This is a genomic window from Rhodococcus sp. NPDC004095, assembly GCF_053604015.1.
Genome location: NZ_JBSGGS010000003.1, coordinates 343,782 through 360,523, shown reverse-complemented (window position 1 = coordinate 360,523; position 16,742 = coordinate 343,782). Strand labels below are relative to the sequence as shown.

At 69.2% G+C, this 16,742-nt stretch carries 14 protein-coding genes and 1 riboswitch; of the genes, 5 read left to right on the top strand and 9 right to left on the bottom strand.

Features of this window, described 5'->3' with window-relative positions; translation table 11 throughout:
* Nucleotides 1–25: 25 nt before the first annotated feature.
* Nucleotides 26–793 carry an MlaE family ABC transporter permease gene (locus ACWEPG_RS07760; RefSeq protein WP_450113302.1) on the bottom strand — a complete coding sequence of 256 codons (768 nt, stop codon included), beginning with the start codon at nt 791–793 and terminating at the stop codon, nt 26–28.
* Between the two features lie 7 nt (nt 794–800).
* Nucleotides 801–2,747, bottom strand: a complete 1,947-nt coding sequence (locus ACWEPG_RS07755; protein WP_452594185.1) for a multicopper oxidase family protein — start codon at nt 2,745–2,747, stop codon at nt 801–803.
* 146 nt (nt 2,748–2,893) lie between these two features.
* Here ACWEPG_RS07755 and ACWEPG_RS07750 point away from each other — a divergent pair, with 146 nt between their 5' ends.
* Nucleotides 2,894–3,493 carry a TetR/AcrR family transcriptional regulator gene (locus ACWEPG_RS07750; protein WP_452594184.1) on the top strand — a complete coding sequence of 200 codons (600 nt, stop codon included), beginning with the start codon at nt 2,894–2,896 and terminating at the stop codon, nt 3,491–3,493.
* Nucleotides 3,494–3,669: 176 nt separating this feature from the next.
* A riboswitch (cobalamin riboswitch) is annotated at nt 3,670–3,811 on the top strand.
* Nucleotides 3,812–3,869: 58 nt separating this feature from the next.
* Nucleotides 3,870–4,925 (top strand): ABC transporter substrate-binding protein, encoded by a 1,056-nt coding sequence (locus ACWEPG_RS07745; protein ID WP_452594183.1) that lies wholly within the window; start codon nt 3,870–3,872, stop codon nt 4,923–4,925.
* A 16-nt stretch (nt 4,926–4,941) separates the two neighbouring features.
* On the opposite strand, the gene ACWEPG_RS07740 is transcribed toward ACWEPG_RS07745, so the two are convergent.
* The 4 genes from ACWEPG_RS07740 to ACWEPG_RS07725 form a co-directional block, all read right to left on the bottom strand.
* On the bottom strand, nt 4,942–5,727 hold the full coding sequence (locus ACWEPG_RS07740; protein WP_452594182.1) for an ABC transporter ATP-binding protein: 786 nt from the start codon (nt 5,725–5,727) through the stop codon (nt 4,942–4,944).
* Between the two features lie 22 nt (nt 5,728–5,749).
* Nucleotides 5,750–6,742, bottom strand: coding sequence for a FecCD family ABC transporter permease (locus ACWEPG_RS07735; protein WP_450113386.1), 993 nt, complete (start codon nt 6,740–6,742; stop codon nt 5,750–5,752).
* 116 nt (nt 6,743–6,858) lie between these two features.
* Entirely contained in the window at nt 6,859–7,920 is a 1,062-nt protein-coding gene (locus ACWEPG_RS07730; protein ID WP_452594181.1) for an ABC transporter substrate-binding protein, read from the bottom strand.
* Nucleotides 7,921–8,263: 343 nt separating this feature from the next.
* A complete protein-coding gene (locus ACWEPG_RS07725; RefSeq protein ID WP_450113291.1) occupies nt 8,264–8,584 on the bottom strand; it encodes a chorismate mutase in 321 nt (106 codons plus the stop codon).
* 281 nt (nt 8,585–8,865) lie between these two features.
* Between ACWEPG_RS07725 and pcrA the strand changes: the two genes are divergently transcribed.
* The gene (gene pcrA, locus ACWEPG_RS07720; RefSeq protein WP_450113290.1) at nt 8,866–11,364 is read left to right on the top strand and encodes a DNA helicase PcrA; all 2,499 of its coding nucleotides are present in this window, start codon (nt 8,866–8,868) and stop codon (nt 11,362–11,364) included.
* 31 nt (nt 11,365–11,395) lie between these two features.
* On the opposite strand, the gene ACWEPG_RS07715 is transcribed toward pcrA, so the two are convergent.
* Nucleotides 11,396–12,064, bottom strand: a complete 669-nt coding sequence (locus ACWEPG_RS07715) for a response regulator transcription factor (protein WP_450113385.1) — start codon at nt 12,062–12,064, stop codon at nt 11,396–11,398.
* 17 nt (nt 12,065–12,081) lie between these two features.
* A complete protein-coding gene (locus tag ACWEPG_RS07710) occupies nt 12,082–13,284 on the bottom strand; it encodes a sensor histidine kinase (protein WP_450132889.1) in 1,203 nt (400 codons plus the stop codon).
* A 158-nt stretch (nt 13,285–13,442) separates the two neighbouring features.
* Here ACWEPG_RS07710 and ACWEPG_RS07705 point away from each other — a divergent pair, with 158 nt between their 5' ends.
* The gene (locus ACWEPG_RS07705) at nt 13,443–13,820 is read left to right on the top strand and encodes a hypothetical protein (RefSeq protein WP_450113288.1); all 378 of its coding nucleotides are present in this window, start codon (nt 13,443–13,445) and stop codon (nt 13,818–13,820) included.
* 4 nt (nt 13,821–13,824) lie between these two features.
* On the opposite strand, the gene ACWEPG_RS07700 is transcribed toward ACWEPG_RS07705, so the two are convergent.
* Nucleotides 13,825–14,805, bottom strand: coding sequence for a M23 family metallopeptidase (locus ACWEPG_RS07700; RefSeq protein ID WP_452594180.1), 981 nt, complete (start codon nt 14,803–14,805; stop codon nt 13,825–13,827).
* A 763-nt stretch (nt 14,806–15,568) separates the two neighbouring features.
* Between ACWEPG_RS07700 and sucC the strand changes: the two genes are divergently transcribed.
* Nucleotides 15,569–16,738, top strand: a complete 1,170-nt coding sequence (sucC, locus tag ACWEPG_RS07695) for an ADP-forming succinate--CoA ligase subunit beta (protein WP_450113286.1) — start codon at nt 15,569–15,571, stop codon at nt 16,736–16,738.
* Nucleotides 16,739–16,742: the final 4 nt, after the last annotated feature.

Below are 16,742 nucleotides of genomic sequence, written 5' to 3'. Positions count from 1 at the left end.
GAACCCCCCTGTCGGTTGTGCCTTGTCACGCCCCGGTCAAAGCCAGCCCGATCGATGTCAGCAGCATGTTCACCAGGAACAGCGCCACGAACGCGAACACCACCGTCTCGTTGACGGCCTGTCCGACACTCTTCGGCCCGCCGGTGACGGCGAGCCCGCGGTAGCAGGCGATCAAGCCCGCGACCGCACCGAACACGGCGGCCTTCGCCTCCGACAGCAGCAGTTCCGGCAGTCCCACGAGCAGGGTCAATCCCTGCACGTAGGCGCCGGGGTTCACGTCCTGCAGGTACACGGAGAAGACGAATCCGCCGACCAGACCGATCGCGCACACCGCGCCGTTGAGCAGGGTGGCGATCACCGTCGCGGCGAGCACCCGGGGAAGCACCAGCCGGTGCACGGGGTCGATGCCGAGCACCTCCATCGCGTCGATCTCCTCGCGGATCGCCCGCGATCCCAGGTCGGCGGTGATCGCCGTCGCGGCGGCACCCGCAACCACGAGAACCGTGACCAGCGGACCGATCTGGGTGATCGTGCCGAGCCCGGCGCCGGCGCCGGACAGGTCGCTCGCCCCGATCTCGGTGAGCAACGAGTTCAGGGTGAACACCACCAGCACCGTGAACGGGATCGACATCACGATCGTCGGCAGCAGCGCCACCCGGATCACGGCCCAGCACTGGTCGAGGAATTCGCGCCACTGGAACGGTGTGCGCCACAGGGCCGCCGCCGTGTCCAGGGTCAGCGCGTAGAACTCGCCGAGCGCGGAGACAGCGGCCGCTCCGGGGCGGGTGGTCACGCGCACCTCATGTGACCACCCGGTACCGCAGCATCATTTCGTGGTCCTCGTGATCGAGGATGTGGCAGTGCCACATGTAGCCCTGCAGATCACCGCCCGCGGGGTGGGAGGCGTGGTCCGCGTGCTCGGTGGTGGCGTTCTCGGTGTCGGCCACGGGATCGCCGTGCCCGGTTCCGTGATCGATCCCGTTGTGGATCGGCGTCCAGGACCCCTGCATCGTCGGCGCAGGCGCCGACGGTGCCGGGAAGGAGGCGTCCGGGTCGAAGCCCAGCTCGTCGGCCGTCGGGAAACGCACCAGGATCCGGGTGACGGTCCCGCGGTCGACCCGCACCGTGTCCTTCCATCCCGCCTCCCACGGCGCGGGTGGCAGCATCGGTCCCGCGAGGTACGGCTCCGGGTCGGGTGTCCAGCGGATTCCCAACGGCGGCTGGAGATTCGTCGCCTGCAGTTCCACGGTGCGCAGCGGCGCGCGGCCGAGGATGCGGAACATCACCAGGTGCAGGTGGATCGGGTGGGGGTCGTCGGTGACGTTGACGATGTTCCACTGCTCAACCGTGCCTGCGCGGGGCATCTCGATGTCGGGATCTGTGTAGCGAAGGTTGTTCAATGCCATGTACGCCGGAGGAATCCGCAAGGCGTACGGCTGGCTGACCGAGACGTTCCGGATCACGGACGGTGTCGGCAGCGGTGGCAGCGGATCGGGTGTGCGTCCGCCCGCCCGCAGCGTGGCCGGGACGGGTCCGCGGAACCCGCGCTCCGAACCGACGGTGAAGCGGCAGAACAGCGGCATCGCGACCTCGCCGAGCATCGCCGCCTGGAATGGGGGTGCTTCGTCGTTGCAGAGGTGCACCGAACCGCCCGCGTCGAAATCGGAGAAGTCGACCAGCAGGTCGTAGCGCTCGCCCGGCGACATGCGGATCGACGTCGTGGGGACCGGTGCGTCGAGCAGACCGCCGTCGTTGCCGATCACCCAGAACCGCATGTGGTTGTCGAAGTGCAGGTTCCACACGCTGTACGACGAGCCGTTGATCGCCCGAAACCGGTACAGCCCGCGCGCCACCGGAATGTCCGGCCACACCGCCCCGTTCACCAGGCCGAGATCTCCGACGGCACCGCCTTCCCACGAACCGGAGGGGACGACGGGCGTCGACCGCAGGCTCAGGCCGCCGTCGGCACGGAGAATCCGCTCCTGCAGGATCAGCGGCATCTCGAACTCGCCGGCGGGTAGGCCCAGGGGATTGTCGGCGGTTCCGGTGTCGAAGCGGTCGCGCAGGAAATAGGTGCCGGCGAGACCGGCGTATACGTTGGCGCGGGTGATGCCCATGGCGTGATCGTGATACCAGAGGTGCGCGGCCTCTTGGTGATTCGGAAACCGGTGCGTCAGCGTGGTGCCCGGATGGATCAGTTGCTCGGCGTGGCCGTCGCTGTCGGGTGGCGTCTCGCCGCCGTGCAGGTGCAGCACGATCGGCGGGGACGACCGGTAGCTGTGCGAGACGCCGTGCAGGCTGAGGTCGAGGTCCGCGGCGAGCGGATGGCCCTGAATCTCGTTGGTCACCTCCATCACGACGGGTTGGTCGACGTGCGCCTCGATCGTCGGGCCCAGGTACGAGACGGCGGTGTCGTCGACCCGGTAGGCGAGTGTCGAGGCCGGGCCGTGGTCGGGGTGGAACCGATGGGAGGCGTTGACCGCGGCGACTCGGAGCCTCGAACCGGACACCGTCGGCAATGGTTCGAGGCCGGCACGGAACGGGGTCGTCGGCGGTGAATGGAATAGCAGGGGGCTCTTGAACCCGTCGGTCTGGGCCGTCCCCTGCGCGACCGGACGTGCCACGCCCAGCCCGAACGCGACCCCGCCGACTCCGAGTGCGCGCAACACACTTCGGCGTCCAATTGCCCGTCCCTGCACGGTGACACCCCTTGTCGAGACTCTCGGCTCCCTCGGACCGAGGACCATACCGCACTGTATGGTATGGGCCGGGGTTTGTGTGGAGATTCGCCGCACACGTGCGCGGTGTGCCGGGATTGCCCACCGAACGGTTCGTGAACGGGCCGCGGGCGCCGTAGCTTGGAATGGCAGTACGGCATTCGAAGAGAGGCGAGATGGTGGCGAAACAGGGCGTGGCGGGTGCGAAGAAGCCGGCCCGCGCCGCCGGTGGCAAGGCCAGGCTGTCCGTCGACGACTGGATCGAGGCAGCCCTCGACCTACTGGTCCGGGAAGGTGTCACCGGGGTGAAGATCACCCGGCTGTGCGAGGAGCTCGGCGTCACCAAGGGCAGCTTCTACTGGCACTTCACCGACATCGACCACCTGATGAAGGCGGTGGCCGACCGGTGGTGCGAGATCCAGAACGAGACACTGCAGGCGCTCAAGGAGACGACGTCGATCCCGGGCGACCAACGACTCGAGGCGATGGCCGCGCAATTGACCTCGCAGCGCGGCTGGGCGGTCGAAGTCGCGGTCCGGGACTGGGCGCGCAGCGACGCACAGGTCGCCGATTCCGTTGCCCGACTGGACAACCAGGTGTTCGCCGTCGTCCAGAGTGCTCTCCTCGACCTGGGATTCGACGCGGAGGAGGCCCGGCTGCGCAGTGGGGTGCTGGTCTACGCGGGTGTCGGATTCCTGCACGCGCGCGACCACCTGCCCGAGCCGACGGTGGACGAGCTGCGGCGCATCTTCGCGCTCCTCACCGCTCGGGGCTGACGACCGGACGAGGGGTCTGTCGCAACCCGACCGCGCCTCGTGGCCGGTTTCGCCGCGCAGGACTTGGCCGACAGGTGGCGGACCGACACGGACCTACTGGCGGTCGCTTCCCGGGCATAGCGCCCACGACACCGGTGCATGCGAGGCCGAAGACCTGACCTGTGAACCTCGCCGCGATGTTCTGACCGGAGTCCGGTTGGCAATCCAGCTTGCTAGAGTCGAGCGGCCTGGCGAGGGAATCCGGTGTGAATCCGGGACTGACGCGCAGCGGTGAGGGAGAAATCCCGAGTCCGAATGCTCGCCGGCGCGGCATCCGACGATGCCGGATTGTCTCGGCGGGCCCCGCGAAAGGGCCCTCAACGAAAAGGAAGCCCCAATGGTGCTCCATCTTGCTCGCCGCCTTGCGGTCACAGCATGTTCCGCAGCCCTCCTCGCGGGCTGCAGCAGCCCATCCGATGGTGAAACCGACTCCGTCCGGCCGATCGACGCCGTGGGCGCAACCGCGTACCCGTTGACGATCGACAACTGCGGGGAGCAGGTCGTGTTCGAGGCGCCCCCGAAGCGAGCGGTGTCGCTGTATCAGAGTTCGACGGAAATCCTTCTCTCCCTTGGTCTCGCGGATCGGATGGTCGGCACGTCGACCTGGTTCGACCCGGTTCTGCCCGGTCTCGAGGCCGACAACCAGCGGGTGCCCCGGCTGGCCGACAACGATCCGTCGCTCGAGACGGTGCTGGCCACCGAGCCAGATCTGGTGACCTCGGCCAGCGCGCACACTTTCACATCGGCGGTCGTCGCCGATCGTGCCCGTTTCGCCCAGCTCGGAGTGCCGACCTACCAGTCGCCGTCCGTGTGTGTCGATTCCACGGTCAGTGGCGAGACCGTCACCAGAGACGCGCCGCTGGCGATCGACACGCTCTACCGGGAGATCCGCGAGCTGGCCGCCATCTTCGACGTCCGCGATCGCGGAGCGGCGCTGGTGGCGCAACTCGAGGAGCGTATGGCTGCCGCGCGCGCGGTCGCCGGTGAAGCGACACGGGACGGCACGGGGCCGACCGTCGCGTTCTGGTTCTCGGGTCTCGAGGCGCCCTACATGGCCGGATGCTGCTCCTCACCGGGACTTCTCGCTGAAGAGACCGGAGCGGTCAACGTGTTCGCCGATGCTCGCGACGACTGGCCCGAGGTGAATTGGGAGACCCTCGCCGACCGGGACCCGGATGTTCTGGTGCTCGGCGACCTCAGCCGCAAGCGGGTCGACGGCGACTCATTGGATACGAAGATCACCTTCCTGGAATCGAATCCGGTGACGAAGGAGCTGTCTGCCGTGCGCGAACGACGCTACGTCGTGCTCACCGGCTCCGAACTGGACCCCGGAATCCGCGAGGTCGACGCGGTGGAGAAACTTGCTGCGGGGTTGCATTCGACACGGCAGTGACCGACCCGGACTCCCGTCACGGTGCGGCCGGGACGGGAGTCCGGGTGGCGCGCCGGTAGCTGACCGACGGAACCCCGTCGTCGAGGGCGACGGTGGCCCGGACCCGGTACACGTGCTCGACGAGTTCCTCGGTGACCACCTCGGCGGGTGTGCCCGCAGCGACGACGGACCCGTGGGCCAGCACCACCACCCGGTCGCAGAACATCGCGGCCAGGTTCAGGTCGTGCAGCGCAATGTAACTGGTCATCGGGAGCTCCGAGACCAGCGCGAGGATGTCGAGCTGGTGCGCGATGTCGAGGTGATTCGTCGGCTCGTCGAGCAGGATCTCGTCCGGTTCCTGCGCGAGCGCGCGGGCGATCTGCATGCGCTGGCGTTCGCCGCCGGAGAGGGTGTGCCACCGTCGATGCGCGTGCTCGGTCATACCGGTGTGGGCCAACGCCCACTCGATCGCGGTCGAGTCCGCGGCCTCGTCGCCGCCGAACGCGCCACGGTGCGGGATCCGGCCGAGACGAACGACATCGGCGACGGTGATGTCGACCTCGGTGTCGGCGTGCTGCTCGACGGTGGCGACCCGGCGGGCGATCTGGCGCCGCCGCATCGACCGGATGTCGCTGCCGTCCAGAAGGACCCGGCCGGAGTCGGGTCGGTGGACGCCGGCGAGAACGCCGAGGAGCGAGGACTTCCCGGACCCGTTCGGCCCGAGCAGCCCGATGGTCTCGCCCGGGACGGGTTCGACGGTCACCCCGTCGAGGACCAGATTTCCGCCCCGACTCCACCCGATGTGCTTGGCGTGCAGGGGCATCAGCGGCACCGTCCTTCGCGTGTCATGAGGTTTTTCGCATCCGGAACAGGATGACCGCGAACGCGGGGACACCGATCAGCGCGGTGACGACACCGACCGGGATCTCCTGCGGTGCGAACAGGGTGCGGGCGACCGCGTCCACCCACACCATGAAGATCGCGCCGATCAGCGCGGTCGCCGGGAGCAGGCGGCTGTGGCGCGGGCCGACGAGGAACCGCGCGGCGTGCGGCAGCACCAGACCGACGAAACCGATCGCACCGGCCGCACTGACGAGCGCCGCGGTGATCAGCGCGGTGACCGTGAGCAGGAGGAACCGGATCTTGCGCACCGACACGCCCAGCGACATCGCCGCGGAGTTGCCGAAGGTCAGCGCATCCAGTGACGAGGCCACCGCCAGGCAGATCACGATGCCGAGCACCGTCACACCGCCACACAGCAGCACATCGGTCCAGTCCGCCCCACTGAGCGAACCCAACAGCCAGAACAGCACCCCGCGCGTCTGCTCGGCGTCCGCCGAGGACATCACGATGAACGAGGTCAGCGCGGAGAAGAGCTGGGTACCGGCGACACCGGCGAGGATCACTCGCGCCGTGCCACCACCGGCCCCCGCGGCGAGCGCGATCACCGCGGCGAACGCCACCACAGCGCCCGCGAAGGCACCCATCGACAGCGAGATGGCGCCGCCACCGATGCCGAGCACTGCCACCAGCACCGCACCCGTGGACGCGCCGGAGGAGATGCCGAGGACGAACGGATCGGCGAGTGGATTGCGCAGGAGCGACTGCATGATCGCGCCGCACAGGGCCAGCCCGGCCCCGCACACCGCTGCCAGAAGTGTCCGCGGGAGTCGCAGATCCCAGACGATGCCGTCCTGCAGTCGGCTCAGGCCCGACGAGCCGACACCCAGATGCTCGAGCACCACCGCGTACACGTCCCGCACCGACAGGTTCGCCGGTCCGATCGTGATCGTGACCGCGATCGAGGCGACGAGCAGGATCAGGCCGCCGCCGAGCACCGCGGTGAGGAACGGTCGCGACTCGGTGCGAGGTGACCCTGCCGACGAACCGGGTACGTCGGCACGCCGGGTGCCGCCGGCCGGGGTGGTCGCCGCGGGTTTCACAGCCGGGGCGTTCACTGCTGGGGCGCTGCCAGGTTCCACCGCTGCAGTGCGGCAGCGACCTTCTCCACACCGTCGACGGTGCGGATGGTCGGGTTCAGGTCGGCGCCGTTGACGATGACGTACCGCCTGTCCCGCACCGCGGGCATCTGCGAGGTCACCGGGTTCGATTCGAGGAAGGCGATCTTGCTGTCCAGCGCGTCGCCGTCGATGCTGCGCCGGCTCAGGTCGGCGAGGACAAGCGCGGTTGGGTTGCGGTCCGCGACCGTTTCCCAGTTGACCTGCGGCCATTCGTCGGTGGTGTCGCCGAAGACATTGGTCGCGCCGACCGAGTTCGCGATGATCCCGGAGGACCCGCAGCAGCCCGCCATGTACGGGGTCTTGGTGTCGGCGAACCAGAACGCCAGAGACACGCCCGAAGCGTCGACCGACTCGGCGGCCCGCGTGTACCGCTGCTGCAGCTCGGTGACGAACGCCTCGCCGCGCTCACGGACGTCGAAGATCGCTGCGAGTTCCCGGATCTCCCGATAGACGCTGTCGAGCGTCAGCGGTTCGGTGCGGGCGCCATCGGCGTTCGATGCCGCGTTCGCGGTGCCGCTGCAGCCGTTGTCGGTGGGGGACAGGTAGGTCGGCACGCCGAGCGATTCGTACTGGTCGCGGCCCGCACTGCCGCCGTCGCCGATCGACGACGCGAAGGACGCGGTGACGAAGTCCGGGTCGGCGTCCAGGACGACCTCGAGGGACGGCTTCTTGTCGGCGAGCCGCGGCACGGTGGCATTGGCCTCGGCGAGGTTCTCCCGGACCGGGTCGGTCCAGGTGGCGGTGCCGACCATCCGGTCCGCCAGACCGAGGGAGAGCAGGATCTCGGTCGACGCCTGGTTCAGCGAGACCACCCGCTCCGGTGGCGCGTCGACGGTGACGGTGCGGCCGCAGTTCGGGGTCGTCATCGGGGGGACACCGGTGGTGGCGTTCTCGGAGGCAGCCGAGTGGGGAGTGGGGGAGCCGGAACCGGAGCATCCGGTGAGTGCGAGAACCGCGGCGGCGGAGACGGCGGCGGATGCGGAACGAAGGCGCATGGGAGCGGAACTTCCTGGTGCGGGGCCCGGTCGCGGGGCCTGAGTCAACCTGACCCGATCCGGAGAGCATTCGGACTTCGGCCACTCGTGCCGTCACCGTTGCGCGTCAGTCCCGGATTCTCACCGGGTTCCCTCGCCGATCGGGGCCGCGGGGCGGCCGAGGCCACCGTATACCGCGGGTCGCTGCCCGATTTGTCCGGGCAGCCGCTCCGTCATTCCTGCGTGATCCTCACCGGCTGGGTGAGGATCACGCACAGGCACCGAGCGCGGCGGAGCCGCCGCTCTGCACAGGCGCGAAGCGCAGCGGAGCCGCCGCTCTGCACAGGTGCGAAGCGCAGGTGCGTCAGCGACCCAGGCGACCGCGGCCGAGGCGCAGCAGCAGCATCGCGAGGGTGTGGCCCTCCTGGCCGAGCTCGCTGAACCGCTCGAGCACCTTCATCTCGCGGCTGTGCACGAGACGGGGGCCGCCGGATGCCATCCGGGTGCGGCCGATGATCCGGGAGACCTCGCTGCGACGCTTGATCGCCGCGAGGATCTCGGCATCGAGCCGGTCGATCTCCTTGCGGAGTTCGTCGATCTCGGCCTCGGTGGTCGGCAGGCCGGTGGTGTCGTCGGTGTCGGTGTTCTTCGTCGCGTCGTCGTTCGATGGGATGGGGGCGCCCATTTGTACTCCTCGTGTCACTCACTGGATCGTCGTCGGTCCCGCGGGTCGTTACCCGATCCAGGCCGTCTCACGAAAAAGCCCCGGATCCGTAGTCGGACCGCGGGGCTCGTGGGGTTGATCAGGCCACGGGCACCGGAGTCCGGTACCCGTAGAAAAATCGCCAGGGGTGGCGATCATCGGCGCTGAGCATGACCCCATTTTGCCATGCGTGACGAGGTGCACCCACGTGTGGGTGCCGCGCGGCGCCGATTGTCGGTGCGCGGCGGTAGCGTGGACGGGCGATGAACACATTCTCCGCTGCAGCCCAGGCCGGCCCCCGCACCTCGACCGCTGATCTCCTCGCGGGACTGAATCCGCCGCAGCGGGACGCGGTCGTGCACACCGGATCGCCGCTGCTGATCGTGGCTGGGGCCGGGTCGGGCAAGACCGCGGTCCTGACCCGCCGCATCGCGTACCTGCTCGCCGAACGCGATGTCACCCCGGGACAGATCCTGGCCATCACGTTCACCAACAAGGCCGCCGCGGAGATGCGCGAACGGGTGGCCCAGCTCGTCGGGCCCCGCGCGAACAGCATGTGGGTGGCGACGTTCCACTCCACCTGCGTGCGGATCCTGCGGATGCAGGCCGCGCTGCTGCCTGGACTCAACTCGAACTTCACCATCTACGACGCCGACGACTCGCGCCGGCTGCTGACGATGATCTCGAAGGACCTCGAGATCGACCAGAAGAAGTACTCGGCGCGGCTGCTGGCCACCCACATCTCGAACCTGAAGAACGAGCTGATCGGGCCGGAGCAGGCCACCGCCGACGCAGACCGCGACACCAACGAGGTGGTCCGGCTGGTCGCGCGGGTGTACGGGCACTATCAGGCTCGGCTCCGTGCGGCGAACGCGCTCGACTTCGACGACCTGATCGGCGAGACGGTCGCGCTCTTGCAGAACCATCCGCAGGTCGCCGAGTACTACCGGCGCCGCTTCCGGCACGTCCTGGTCGACGAGTACCAGGACACCAACCACGCCCAGTACGTGCTGGTGCGCACGCTGGTCGGGGAGGACGGCACGGCGGCGGTGCCGCCTTCTGGCCCTGCGCCGGTACCTGCGTCCGAGTTGTGCGTGGTCGGCGACGCCGACCAGTCCATCTACGCGTTCCGCGGCGCCACCATCCGCAACATCGAGGAGTTCGAACGGGACTATCCACAGGCCCGCACGATCCTGCTCGAACAGAACTACCGCTCCACGCAGAACATCCTGACCGCCGCCAATGCGGTGATCGCCCGCAACACCGGCAGGCGGGACAAGAAGTTGTGGACCGACTCCGGCGAGGGTGAGCTGATCACCGGCTACGTCGCCGACAACGAACACGACGAGGCGTCGTTCGTGGCGTCGGAGATCGACCGGCTCGTCGACGGCGGCGACACGAGGTTCGGTGACGTCGCGGTGTTCTACCGCACCAACAACTCCTCCCGCGCGCTGGAGGAGGTGTTCATCCGCCTCGGCCTGCCCTACAAGGTGGTCGGCGGCGTCCGGTTCTACGAGCGCAAGGAGGTGCGCGACGTCGTCGCGTACCTGCGGGTGCTGGAGAACCCCGACGACACCGTCAGCCTGCGCCGCATCCTCAACACCCCGCGTCGCGGGATCGGCGACCGCGCCGAGGCATGCGTCGCGGTGCACTCGGAGCAGCGCGGCATCGGGTTCGCCGCCGCACTGCGCGACGCCGCGGCGGGTACCGTCCCGCTGCTGAACACCCGATCCCAGAAGGCGATCGCCGCGTTCATCGACATGATGGACGAGATCCGCGAGTCGATGCAGCCCGACGACACCGGCCTGATCGACATCGGCGAGATCGTCGAGTCCGTCCTCGACAAGACCCGCTACCGCGCCGAACTGGAGGCCAGCAGCGACCCGCAGGATGGCGCCCGGCTGGACAACCTCAACGAACTCGTCAGCGTCGCACGTGAATTCAGCTCCGATGCGCGCAACGCCGCCGGGCTCGACACCGAGATCGACGAGGCTCTCGAGGGCGCGCTGGCCGCGGCAGGCGAGGACGACCCGGCGCTCACCGACGGCGAACCCGATCCGGGGTCGCTGGCTGCGTTCCTCGAACGGGTGTCCCTGGTGGCGGACTCGGATCAGTTGCCGGACAACGGTGACGGCGTGGTGACGCTGATGACGCTGCACACCGCGAAGGGCCTCGAGTTCCCGGTCGTGTTCGTCACCGGCTGGGAGGACGGTCAGTTCCCGCACATGCGCGCCCTCGGGGACCCCGCGGAACTGTCCGAGGAGCGGCGCCTCGCCTATGTCGGTATCACCCGCGCCCGGCAACGGCTGTACGTGACCCGCGCCGTGATGCGGTCGGCGTGGGGTCAGCCCATCACCAACCCGGAATCGAGGTTCCTGCAGGAGATTCCGCAGGATCTCATCGACTGGCGGCGGGAGGATCCCGGGCCGGGGCTCGGCGGCGCGATCGGTGGCGGCCGGTTCCGTGGCGGCCAGGGGTACGGCGGCGGCTACGGCAGTGGTGGCTTTGGTGGCGGCGGCTACGGTGGCGGCTTCGGCGGACGGGAGAAGGCCGAGCCGACACCCAGCTTCGGTGCCGCCCGGCCCCGTAACAACCACCTCGTGCTCGCGGTCGGGGATCGGGTCAGCCACGACAAGTACGGGCTCGGCACCGTCATCGAGACCAAGGGGGCGGGCACCACCGCCACGGTCACCGTCGACTTCGGCTCCTCCGGCAAGGTCCGGCTGATGCTCATCGGCGGCGTGCCGATGGTCAAGCTCTGATCCCTCCACCGTTCGTCGTTACCCTCGCGCTTCAGCCGGGGGGTGAGGAGCCGAGGGGAGGCGCGCCCGGGGTGACGATCCCGTGGTCGAAGGCGTACACGATCGCCGCCGCTCGGTCACGGAGGCCGAGCTTGACGAATATGTGGCCGACGTGGCTCTTCACCGTGACCTCCGAAATGCCGAGGGCCCGGGCGATCTCGGTGTTGGACCGGCCGCGTCCGATCAGCGCCAGCACCTCGGTCTCGCGCGCCGTCAGGTCCGAGGCGCCGCGTCCGTCCGTGACGGGAGCCGCCGAACGGTAGGTGTGCAGCACCCGTCCGGTCACCGACGGATCGAGGCACGACCCACCGGCCGCGACCGTGCGCACCCCGCGGATCAGCTCCTCGGCGGGGGAGTCCTTGAGGATGAACCCGGCCGCCCCGGCCCGCAGCGCACCCGACAGCAGTTCGTCGTCGTCGAAGGTGGTCAGCACCAGCACCGGTGGATGCTCGTTCCGGGCCCGGAGCTCGCGGGTCGCGGTGATGCCGTCGACGTTCTTCATCCGCAGGTCCATCAGCACCACGTCCGGGGCGTGCTCGCGCACCGCCGCCGGGACCTGCGACCCGTCCGAACACTCGCCGGCGATCACGAAACCGTCCTTGCGGCGCAGGATCCGACGGAGCCCCGACCGGACCAGCTCCTGATCGTCGACCAGCAGCACCCGCACCTCCGGAGCTGTCACGACAGCCCTGGAATCCGGCGCAGGATCCCGGTCGGGCAGGGGCCGCCGGGCAGCGGCATCCGCGCATGCACCCGCCAGCCGTCCCCGTCCGGTCCGGCGCGCAGGTCCCCGCCGAGCAACGTGACCCGCTCACGCATGCCGCGCAGCCCGCTGCCCGTCGACCTCGGCGCAGCCGGCACCCGAAGCCGATTGCGAACGTCGACGGTCACCGCGTCGGTCCCGATCGCGACCCGAACGTCGGCGTCGGTGCCGGGGGCGTGTTTGACCACGTTGGCGAGGGATTCCTGGGAGACGCGATAGATTCCGAGCCCGGTCGCGGCGGTGACCGCGGACGGATCTCCGTGCAACTCGAACCGGACCGGAAGTCCAGCGCGCCGGAAGTCGTCGACCAGATCGGGGACGTCGCCGATACCCGGTTCCGGATGCGCGCCGGACGGCCCCGTACCGAGCAGGCCCACCGTGCGGCGGATGTCGGCCATGGCCTGCCTGCCGAGCCGCTCCGCATCGGTCAGCGCGTCGACCGCTTCGTCCACGTCGCGGTCCTGTTCGAGTGCGCGGCGCGCCGCGGTCAGGTGCAGCAGGGTCACGCTGAGCGAGTGCGCGATCACGTCGTGCACTTCGCGTGCGATGCGATGCCGCTCCGCCGCGGCCGACTGTTCGGCCTGGATGGCGCGCGCCTCACGTTCCTGCTGCAGCAACCGGAGCTGGATCTGCATGAGCCGCCCGATGATCCAGCCCAGTCCGATGGTCAGGACGTACCAGGTCGCGGTCCCGTCGAGTCGGCCGCCGGCCGCGAAGGCGATCGGGACCGCCGCGGCCGCGGCCGCGGCAACCAGGCTCACCGCCGGTCTCGACGTGGCCGCCACCTCGCCGGCCGTCATCGCCAGCAGTAGCGGCGCGAAGTCGAACTGTGTGGCAGGAGGGTCGAGCATCAGCAGCGTCGTCGCGGTGATGACGAGGGCGGCGAGTGCCGGCCGTGGCATCAGCATCCCGGGTCTGACCATGTCGCCGATCATCGGGGTGATCGTGACGATCGCCCCGACCAGGAGCGGCCAGCCCGGAGGCACGAGGGCATCGCGCTGCGCGACCGCGATCACCGCGATCACCGCCGTGGCGGCGTGTTCGAACAGCGGGACGGCCATCGGGTAGTCGTACCCGCTCTCCGCCAGCCGTTGACGGAAGAACTCCGTGACCTGCACAGGGGCAGCGTAAACGCCGGTCGGGGGCCCGCGCATCCGTTCGGGGGTGGAGTCGGCCTCCGCCCTGGGTAGGAGAGCAAGTCCCGACTCCGGCACGGCGACGAGACCTGCGCCGAGTTCGTAGCGTGGGTGAAACGACGTTCCATGGAGGTGGCGAGATGTCCTGGACCGAATTCCGAGAACGACGACGAGTGCTCGAGGATGTGCTGGACCGAGCCGCGACGGATCCGGGCGTGGTGCATCGGCTCGGCGAGATACCCGGCGCCCGAGCGTATTTCAGGTCGCCCGACGAGATCCTGCTCGCCTTGCAGCATCGGTGGAGCGGTCACCTCGCGGCACTGCTCGACCAGGCGGTTGAGGACGGCACGGCACCCCGGGACGCCTGGCTGCGTCTGGCGGACGAGCAACCCGCGCTGCGCGCGGTGCTCGACGCCGGGGCCGCGGTGTCCGCGGCACTGCGCCGGGAACAACGAGGGGAACAGCGGATGGCGGACGCCTACCTGACCGGCCGCACCACGGCGGCGGTGTCGGGGTAGAGCCTCAGTCGCGCTCGACGCCCAGGCTGATGCCACGGGTGGCCAGCCACGGGATGGGGTCGATCTTGTTGTCGCCGGCCAGGTGCACCTCGAAGTGCAGGTGCGGGCCGGTCGAGAAGCCGCGGTTGCCCATGCGGGCGATCTGGTCTCCGGCCATGACCTGCTGGCCGACGGAGACGAGCGAGGAATCGATGTGTCCGTACACCGTGATGGTGCCGTCGGCGTGCTGCAGACGCACCCACATGCCGAATCCGGATGCGGGCCCGGAGTCGATGACGACGCCGTCGGCGACCGCGTAGATCGGGGTACCGATCGCATTGGCGATGTCCACGCCGGCGTGCAGGGTGCCCCAGCGGGAGCCGTACCCGGAGGTGTAGGTGCCGAGCGCCGGGAGCACGAACAGCGGACGCCGCGCCGCGGCCTCGCGGGCGGCACGCTCCTCGCTGAACCGCTGGCCCTTGGCGAGCAGGTTCGAGAACTGGGTCAGGTCCGCGGGGTCGGCGACGTTGAGGACCTGCGGGGCCTGGGACGGCGCGGTGCTCGAGGTGGTCGCGGCGAACTGGGCGGCCTGCGGCTCGGCGGTGGACGCGATCGTCGAGGCGTCGTCGGCGGCGAGCGCGACTTCGGGGGCCTGCTCCGGGCCGCTGTTCGCGGCCTGTCCCGCGGCGACCACGGCGCCGGCGGCGACGGCCACGACCGCGGCGCGGCCCTTGAGGGCGGTGGGGGGAGTGGGGATGCGGTGCGCTCCACCGCGGCGAGCGGGAGCTGCGACATTCGCGAGGTCGGACCCGGTGGGGTCCGTGGTGGGCTTCGCGTGGGGAAGCGCCGTGACGACCGCGGTCGGGTCGTCGTCGAACGAGTCGATCTGCTGGAGGGGGGTGCTGCGGTAATCGGTGCCGGGGTAATCGGTGCCGGGGTAATCGGTGCCGGGGTAATCGGTGCCGGGGTAATCCGTGCTGCGGTAATCAGTGGTGCGGTAATTCATGGAGCCGTGGGTCTCGAAACGTGATGACCCGGTGTAACGCTGTGCCGAGTACTGCGGATATGACTGATTGCTCGCGTCGTCGGCGGCGAACCAGTCCCTCGGTTTACTGGGGGCAGGTGCCGTTCCCGGATGGGCTGCGACGGTCTGAGCTGCGAATTCTTCGGCGTATGCGGTGTCCGGTACTGGGACGGTGCCGAATTGGCTGGTCGTGGAGGGCGCGCGGTGCCTGGACAAGAACCTGCCGTCCTTCCGTTCGTGACCTGCCTGTGACTTGGACTCAGCGACGGTAACGAAACGGTCGCAACACCCGCAACCTTTGGAGGGGACCCGCCGAGCCATTGTGATATCCATCACAAATTGATCACGGACGAGCTGGGGCGCTGCTCCGCTGTGTGGGGCGGCGGACGGCACTCCCTGAGAGGTTTCGTCGCGTGGGCCATGGCGCAACGGGAGGCTGCGGTGGGCGTGGCGATCGCGATGGCGTATACCTGATCGGGTGGCCCTTGACCAATGGTCGGGTCGCCGAGTCGGAGATCGCGCCGACGGACCGGCTCGCGATCGCCGGTGCGGCGCTATTCCACGAGTCAGCCGCCAAGGCCCTTGTGTCCGGCGGCCGTGACCTGCGGCGCACGCACCCCAGGCCGTGACATATGCCACATAGCATCGACGCGAGGGCTGTGTCGCGGAATCAACTAGATATTGTCCCGAACGGACCCGCTCCTACCCCTCGAGCGGGCGTCAACGCAGACGAGACGGTGAGCAGATGGATCTCTTCGAATACCAGGCGAAGGAACTCTTCGCCAAGCACGACGTGCCGACGTCGGCCGGCCGTGTTACCGACACTGTCGCCGGTGCCCGCGAGATCGCCGAGGAAATCGGCAAGCCCGTGATGGTCAAGGCGCAGGTGAAGGTCGGCGGCCGCGGCAAGGCCGGCGGCGTCAAGTACTCGGCAGACGCGGATGCAGCGCAGGCGAACGCCGAGGCCATCCTGGGCCTCGACATCAAGGGCCACGTCGTCAAGAAGCTGCTCGTCGCCGAGGCGAGTGAGATCGCGGAGGAGTACTACATCTCCTTCCTGCTCGACCGCACCAACCGCACCTACCTGGCGATGTGCTCGGTCGAGGGTGGCGTCGAGATCGAGGTCACCGCCGAGGAGAACCCCGACGCCCTCGCGAAGATCCCCGTGGACGCCGTCAAGGGTGTCGACCTCGCGTTCGCGCGCAGCATCGCCGAGGCGGGCAAGCTGCCTGCCGAGGTCCTCGACGCCGCGGCCAACACGATCCAGAAGCTGTGGGAGGTCTTCATCAAGGAAGACGCTCTCCTCGTCGAGGTCAACCCGCTCGTCCGCACCCCTGACGATCAGATCCTCGCCCTCGACGGCAAGGTCACCCTGGACGCCAACGCCGACTTCCGTCAGGCCGGCCACGCCGAGTTCGAGGACCGGGACGCCACCGACCCGCTCGAGCTCAAGGCCAAGGAGAACGACCTCAACTACGTCAAGCTCGACGGCGAGGTCGGCATCATCGGCAACGGCGCCGGCCTGGTCATGTCGACCCTGGACGTCGTCGCGTACGCCGGTGAGAAGCACGGTGGCGTCAAGCCCGCCAACTTCCTCGACATCGGTGGCGGCGCCTCGGCTGCGGTCATGGCCGCCGGCCTCGACGTCATCCTGAACGACGCCCAGGTCAAGAGCGTCTTCGTCAACGTCTTCGGCGGCATCACCGCCTGTGACGCGGTCGCCAACGGCATCGTCGGTGCCCTGCAGACCCTCGGTGACGAGGCCAACAAGCCGCTCGTCGTCCGTCTCGACGGCAACAACGTCGAAGAGGGCCGCCGCATCCTGGCCGAGGCCAACCACCCGCTGGTCACGGTTGTCGCCACCATGGACGAGGCCGCCGACAAGGCCGCCGAACTCGCGTTCGCCGCGAAGTAAGGGA